This is a genomic window from Falsiroseomonas oryziterrae, assembly GCF_021864505.1.
Classification (GTDB): domain Bacteria; phylum Pseudomonadota; class Alphaproteobacteria; order Acetobacterales; family Acetobacteraceae; genus Falsiroseomonas; species Falsiroseomonas oryziterrae.
The window spans coordinates 1-6,145 of record NZ_JAKJIB010000255.1 but is presented as its reverse complement, the minus strand read 5'-3'; the positions used below and the strand labels follow the sequence as shown (position 1 = coordinate 6,145).

At 67.9% G+C, this 6,145-nt stretch carries 7 protein-coding genes; 3 read left to right on the top strand and 4 right to left on the bottom strand.

Going from position 1 to position 6,145, the window contains the following annotated elements:
• The 4 genes from L2I40_RS17330 to L2I40_RS17315 all read right to left on the bottom strand — a co-directional run.
• Window positions 1-411 (bottom strand): Hpt domain-containing protein (locus tag L2I40_RS17330; protein WP_237216446.1); only part of this gene is annotated, 411 nt, incomplete at its 3' end.
• Between the two features lie 432 nt (window positions 412-843).
• Window positions 844-1,428, bottom strand: a complete 585-nt coding sequence (locus tag L2I40_RS17325) for a hypothetical protein (protein ID WP_237216445.1) — start codon at window positions 1,426-1,428, stop codon at window positions 844-846.
• Window positions 1,429-1,723: 295 nt separating this feature from the next.
• Window positions 1,724-1,954 carry a hypothetical protein gene (locus tag L2I40_RS17320; protein ID WP_237216444.1) on the bottom strand — a complete coding sequence of 77 codons (231 nt, stop codon included), beginning with the start codon at window positions 1,952-1,954 and terminating at the stop codon, window positions 1,724-1,726.
• A gap of 231 nt (window positions 1,955-2,185) precedes the next feature.
• Window positions 2,186-3,145, bottom strand: a complete 960-nt coding sequence (locus L2I40_RS17315; protein ID WP_237216443.1) for an IS1595 family transposase — start codon at window positions 3,143-3,145, stop codon at window positions 2,186-2,188.
• Window positions 3,146-3,219: 74 nt separating this feature from the next.
• On the opposite strand from L2I40_RS17315, the gene L2I40_RS17310 reads away from it, so the two are divergent.
• The 3 genes from L2I40_RS17310 to L2I40_RS17300 are packed head-to-tail and all read left to right on the top strand — an operon-like array spanning window position 3,220 to window position 5,997.
• Window positions 3,220-3,816, top strand: a complete 597-nt coding sequence (locus L2I40_RS17310) for a transposase (RefSeq protein ID WP_237216442.1) — start codon at window positions 3,220-3,222, stop codon at window positions 3,814-3,816.
• A gap of 55 nt (window positions 3,817-3,871) precedes the next feature.
• A complete protein-coding gene (locus L2I40_RS17305; protein ID WP_237216441.1) occupies window positions 3,872-4,840 on the top strand; it encodes a Bug family tripartite tricarboxylate transporter substrate binding protein in 969 nt (322 codons plus the stop codon).
• Window positions 4,840-5,997: a M24 family metallopeptidase gene (locus L2I40_RS17300; protein WP_237216440.1), complete on the top strand. Its 1,158-nt coding sequence runs from the start codon at window positions 4,840-4,842 to the stop codon at window positions 5,995-5,997. Before L2I40_RS17305 ends, L2I40_RS17300 begins: the two co-directional genes overlap by 1 nt.
• Window positions 5,998-6,145: the final 148 nt, after the last annotated feature.

Here is a 6,145-nt window from a genome sequence, read left to right as displayed (position 1 = left end):
GCCCGATTCCTCCCCGCGCGCTTCCCCCGCCTCGCGCCCCTCCGCCGCCGCGTCCAGCGCCGCGATCAGCGGCGCATCCTCGCCCGCCGGCTCCGCGCCCTGCGCCTCGATCCCCGCGACGATCGCCTTGATGCGGTCGAGCGCGGAGAGCACCAGCGTGATGCCGTCCGGCGTGACCGGGAGCGACCCGTCCCGCCAGCGCCCGAGCAGGTTCTCCGCCGCATGCGCCACCCGCTCCAGCCGCGGCAGGCCGAGGAAGCCGCAGGTGCCCTTGATGGTGTGGACCACGCGGAAGATCGCCGACAGCGTCGCCGCGTCCTGCGGCTGCTTCTCGAGCCGCACGAGCGCCTGGTCGAGCGCGCTCAGCCCCTCATGGGTCTCGGTCAGGAAATCCGCGATCAGCTCGTCCATCCGCCCGCCCCCGCATCGCCGCGCGGGGATGCGGCAGGGGCATTGAAGAAGCGGTGAACGCCGGTGCCGGGCGCCGCGTTGTCAATTTACCTTGACAATCTTGGAGCGCCCTGCGTCAATTCGCCTTGACGGTGGCGAGGTGGCCCTCCCGCCGTCCCTGCCACCCGGCAGGTTCACTCGTTCTGACGTTTCCTCCCTCATCTTGCGCCCGGCCGGCCCGCCGCCGACCGGGCGTTTCTTTGCCGGGCCCCGCCGCGGCGAGGAGTCCGGCGGCCGGTTTTCGCTTGCGGTATAGGACTATGTTCCTAATTATCCCTTTGACAAAGGAGCCCCGCGTGGCTACCCAAGGGCCGCGTGACGGGCCGGTGTTTGAGATTACAGAGGAGATGGTGGAGGCTGCGGTCGCGGTCCTCGATGAGGCTGATGAGTGCGCTAGTCGTTTTCGGGTTGCCCGGAAGGTGCTTGCTGCGGCTCTGGCGGCGGCACCAATGCATCAAACCAAACTTCATGGCCCTCGCGTCGAACCCCCAAAAAATGCGGCTTGTGAAGTGGAAGCGGCTGGCCGAGCAGAATGTTGTGGGCGTGATAAAGATCCCTTGTGACAACCGCCAGTTGGTCCGCGAGCCGCGAAACATCGCTTGGCGTAATTGGTGACTTGGCTGGATTTTTTCGAAAGAAGCTACTGGTCCCACCCGCTCCGTGTGCAAACGCCCAGTAGCCGTGAATGATCTCGTTACGCACTTCGTTAATTTCATCCAGTCTCTTGAGCGCGGCGGCAAGGATTGCCTTAACTTCTTCGTTTCTGCATCTAGGTAGCCGCTTAGACAGCAGCTGCATTTTGTGCCTGGTGCTTAGCGGCGTGATGAGAACCCGCGACGCTTCCGCGTCCCCGATTTGGAAGGCATCTTTGAGCAGCCAATCTAGCAGAAGTTCGGCGTAGCCGAAGTTGATTGTGAGGCGCCCGACCTCCTGTATCTCTTGAGGGCTAAGCTGCGGATGAAAGGCGGCGTGTTCCATGGCAGATGACCGCTCCAAAGAGGAAGATCAGCGGCGCGACGCGGCGCTCAAGCGAATGCTTGCGACGGCCAAATTGAAGGCGCCCAAAAAGTCACAGAAACCTGCGCCCAAGGCACCGCAACGGCAAAAGGATCAAGAGCGATGAGGCTGCGTATTCTTTCGCTCGCGGCTCGCTGGCTTGGCGTGACTTTTTGGATAGAGGGGCGCCCTTTTGGGGCGCGCCCTCCTGCCCGGTTTGGCGTTACTGGTTCCACTGCTCCCTAATGTATTCCGATGCTGCGTTATCAATGTTTTGTCAAGAGGCCATGTTGTTTTTCGCGTCCACCACGTAGAGACTGTCGTTTTTGTCTAGATGCGGCACAAGCGCATCGCGCACTTGGGCGGACGTAAGTGGTGTTTTTACATACCAAAACGAGTAATGGATTTTTGCCCACTTGCCGCTGATCTTCTTTATCGCGTCAATCAGCGCGTCGTAGTTCTTGCCTGGATTGTGCAGGTCGTAAGAAATGTGGATGTTGTTCGCCATCGAAGGCCTCCATGAAAGGAGCCCGTTGACGCGACCACGACGAGAGGCTTACGCCTAACGAAGTTTCCGAGCCGGCCCGCACGGACTCCAGATGTGCGCGGGCAGGACGGCGGGCCGGGGAGTTCTTGGCGGAGCACCCGGCCCATCCGCCTCATCAACCGTGCTGGTTACGACCCTCGGTCGAGTCGGCCCAAGCGTTTTCGCCAGCGCAAGAACTCGCGCGCGGCCTGCTTAGGCATCAGGCGCTTCGTCAGCCCGCCGATACGTCAGGCGCTTCCCGGTGATGCCCTTGAGGGCCGCATGGGCGCGTGTGGTGTCGTCCACGCCGAGCGCGGCGCGATGGTTGAAGCGAAAGGCGAACTCGTTGAGGTAGCGCTGTAGGTGCTGCTCGCCGCAATGCTGGTAGATGCCGCGAAAGCCGCGCTTGAACACGCCGAAGAAGCCTTCGACGCTGTTGGTCGTCACGTCGCCACGGGCATACTCGCCGGCCGAGTGGCGGATCGTCTCATGGGTCGCGTATTCGACGCCGACGCGCGGATAGAGGTTGCTTTCGTCGGTGTGCAGGCGGCTGCGGCGGTCCGCGTGGCGCACCAGCACGTCGCGGACGTTCTTGGCCGTGACCTTGGGCATATGCTCGACGCGCACCTCGCCGCCGCGCTCGACTAGCGCGACGATAGGGCGCTTGCCGGCCGGGCCAGACTTACCGCCCTTGGTCGGCTGGTTGCGGCGCTTGATGACGGCCTGCGCGTTCTCGGCCTTGCCGATGTAGGTCTCGTCGGCTTCGACAACCTTGCCCGACCCGCCGATAGGGCCGGGGTTCGGATCGGTCATGGCTTCGCGGATGCGGTGCGCCATGAACCAGGCGGTCTTGTAGGTGACGCCGAGCATACGGTGCAGCTGATGGGCGCTAATGCCCTTCTTGCTGGCCGACATGAGATGCGTCGCCAGAACCCACTTGTGCAGCGGGACATGGCTGCGCTCGAAAACGGTGCCAACCGTGACGCTAAACTGGCGGCGGCACGCGCGGCACTCCAAGAGCCCCGGACGGTGCGCCTCACCGGCCAGTCGGGTCGCTTGGTCCACGACGCCGCAATGCGGGCAGACAGGCCCGTGCGGCCAGCGCAATTCTTCCAGATGCGCGCGGGCTGCGGTTTCGTCGGTGTAGATCGGTGCGGTGAGGTCGGCGCCCATGACCTTGACACTAGGCGGAACGATCTGCCTTTGTCAAAGGGATAATTGGGACTATGTTCCTGTATCCTCGCCCGATGCAGCCCCCGCCCTCCTTCCCGCTCCGCTCCACCCGCCCGACGCCATGGCGCCCGCTCTCCGACGCCGAATGGGAGGCGCTCGCGCCCCTGCTCCGCAGCCCGACCGGGCGCCCGCCGCGCGACCTCCGCGCCACCTGGGACGGCATCTTCTGGATCGCCTGCTCCACCCTGCCCTGGCGCGCCCTGCCGGAACGCTTCGGCCGGCCCGACAGCGCGCATCGCGCACTCCGCCGCGCCGCGGCCGCGCGCCTCCTCCACCGCCTGCTGGTCCGCATCTCGCCGCATCCGCTGGTCGCCGACGGCCCGCTGCAGGCGATCGGCTTCTTCATCGCCCGCGCCTTCCGCCGCGCCTTCCGGATCGCCCCCGGCGGGCTGCGGCTCGCCCACCATCTCGGCCTCGCCACCGCGCTGCCGGCGCATCCCCGCCTGCTGCCGGACTGGGGTTTGTCCGAAAGGCTCGCGGCGATCGCGCAGCAGTGGCACCGCGCCTGGCTCGACCGCCGCGCCCGGCCGCAGCTTGTCGAGATGCACCTGCTGACCTGGCTGATGGAACGCGCCGCCGGCACGCCGCGGCGCTGGACCACCACGGGGTAGATTGTCCGAAGCGGCGCCGCGTGATGACATCCGCGAAACCACCTGGACTGCCGCCATGATCAGCCGCCGCATCCTGCTCGCCGCGACCGCCGCGACGCTCGCCTCGCCCGCCGTGGCGCAGTCCCCCTGGCCGAGCCGGCCGATCCGCATGGTGATCCCCTTCGCGCCCGGCGGCTCCACCGACGTCATCGGCCGCATGCTCGCCGACCAGCTCTCGCAGCGCCTCGGCCAGCCGATCGTGGTGGACAACCGCCCCGGCGCGGGTGCCACGCTCGGCACCGGGCTCGTCGCCGATGCCGCGCCCGACGGCTACACGCTGCTGCTCTCGCCGGTCTCCGCCTTCAATGTCGGCGCGACGCTCTACCGCGGCCGCATCAGCTGGGATCCGGTGCGCAGCTTCGCGCATGTCGCGATGATCCAGCGCGGCTACTACGCGCTGATGTCGAACAACCGCACGCCTTTCAACAACCCGGCCGAGCTCGCCGCCGCGGCGCGACGCTCGCCCGGGCTGCACTACGCGACCTCGGGCGTCGGCAGCCTGCCGCATCTCGTCATGCTGCGCTTCTGCCAGGTGGCGGGCATCGAGATGACGCATGTGCCATATCGCGGCGGCGCGCAGGCGGTGGCCGACGTCATCGCGGGCAACGTGCCGGTCACGCTCGACGGCATCGCGGCCTCCGTCGGCTTCCTGCGCGAGGGCCGCATCCGCGGCATCGGCATGACCTCGCCCACGCGCACGGAGCTGTTTCCCGACATCCCGACCTTCGTCGAGCACGGTTTTCCGCAGCTGGTCGCCGAGGGCTGGGCGGGGTTCAGCTTCCCCGCCGCGGTGCCGCGCCCGATCCAGCAGCGCTTCGCCGACGAGGTGCGCGCGGTGCTTGCCCTGCCGCAGATCCGCGCGCGCTACCGCGATCTCGCCAACGACGTCGGCGACCGCTTCATGGACGACTTCCAGCGCTTCGTCGCCGAGGAGGTCGAGACCTGGCGCCCGCTGGTCATCGCGTCGGGGGCGACGGTGGATTGATGCACCCCGCCCCCACCGCCGCCGACCGCCTTCCCGCCTTCCAGCGCCTGCTCGAGGGCCGCGCCGACCTCGCCTTCATCCCGCTCGGCACCGACCTGCACTACCTGGCCGGCATCCCGCGCGACATCCCGAACTACGGCACCACGCTGCATCCCGGCGGCTGGCTGGAAGGCGCCTGGCTGACGCCGACGCGCGCGCCGGTCCTGGCGCTCCCGCGCATGACGGCCGAGTTCAAGGGACGCGGCGAGAGCAAGGGGATCGAGATCCGCGTCCTCGGCGACCATGACGATCCGGCCGCGCTCTGCCGCGACATCCTGGCGGGTTGCCGCCTGCCCGCGCGGCCGCGCATAGCCATCAGCGACCGCGCGCATGGCGAGAGCGTGGTGCACCTCCAATCCATCCTGCCCGACGCCGTCTTCGTCTCCGCCACCGACATCCTGCGCGAGCTCCGCGTCATCAAGTCGGAGGCCGAGGTCGCGACGATGCGCGAGGCCGGCCGCCGCACCGAGGCCGCCTTCGCCGAGACGCTGAAGCAGCTGAAGTTCGGCATGACCGAGCTCGATGCGATCGCCGAGATCAACTTCCAGATGCAGCGCCAGGGCAGCCTCGGCCAGACCTTCACGACGTCGCTCTACAACACCGGCCCCGACCACCCGCTGCTGATGGGACGGCGACTGGAATCGTGGAAGCGGCCGATCCACCCGCCGTGTTCCGTGCTGTTCGACTTCGGCGCCTCGCATGACGGGCTCTGCTACGACTACGGCCGCACGGTCAGCTTCGGCGAGCCGAGCGCGGAGCAGCGCAAGGTGCACCGCGTGGTGATGGACGCGCAGGCCGCCGGCATCGCCGCGCTGAAGGTCGGCACCACCGCCGCCGAGGTGGACGCGATCGCGCGCAAGGTCGTGGAGGATGCCGGTTACGGCCCGAACTTCCGCCACCGCCTCGGCCACGGCATCGGCTGGGACGTGCACGAGCCGCCCTTCCTGACGAAGTCCGATCGCAGCGTGCTGCGCGAGGGCATGATGTTCACCGTCGAGCCCTCGATCCTGCAGGACCGCAGCTTCAGCGCACGTGTCGAGGACGTGATCGTCTGCCGCCCCGGCGGCGGCGAGAAGCTCACCACCGGCTTCCAGGACCTGCTGGTGGTGGACAGGTAGGCCAACCTCGCGGCGCGGGGCCGGATCGTCTATCCCGGACCCGTTGTCCGACACGCCCCAGCCCCGCCGACCGTCGCGCCTGCCCACCCGGCCCCGCCTGCGCCGGCGGGCGACGACGCGCCGCGAGCCGCTGTTGCCCGCCCGCCCC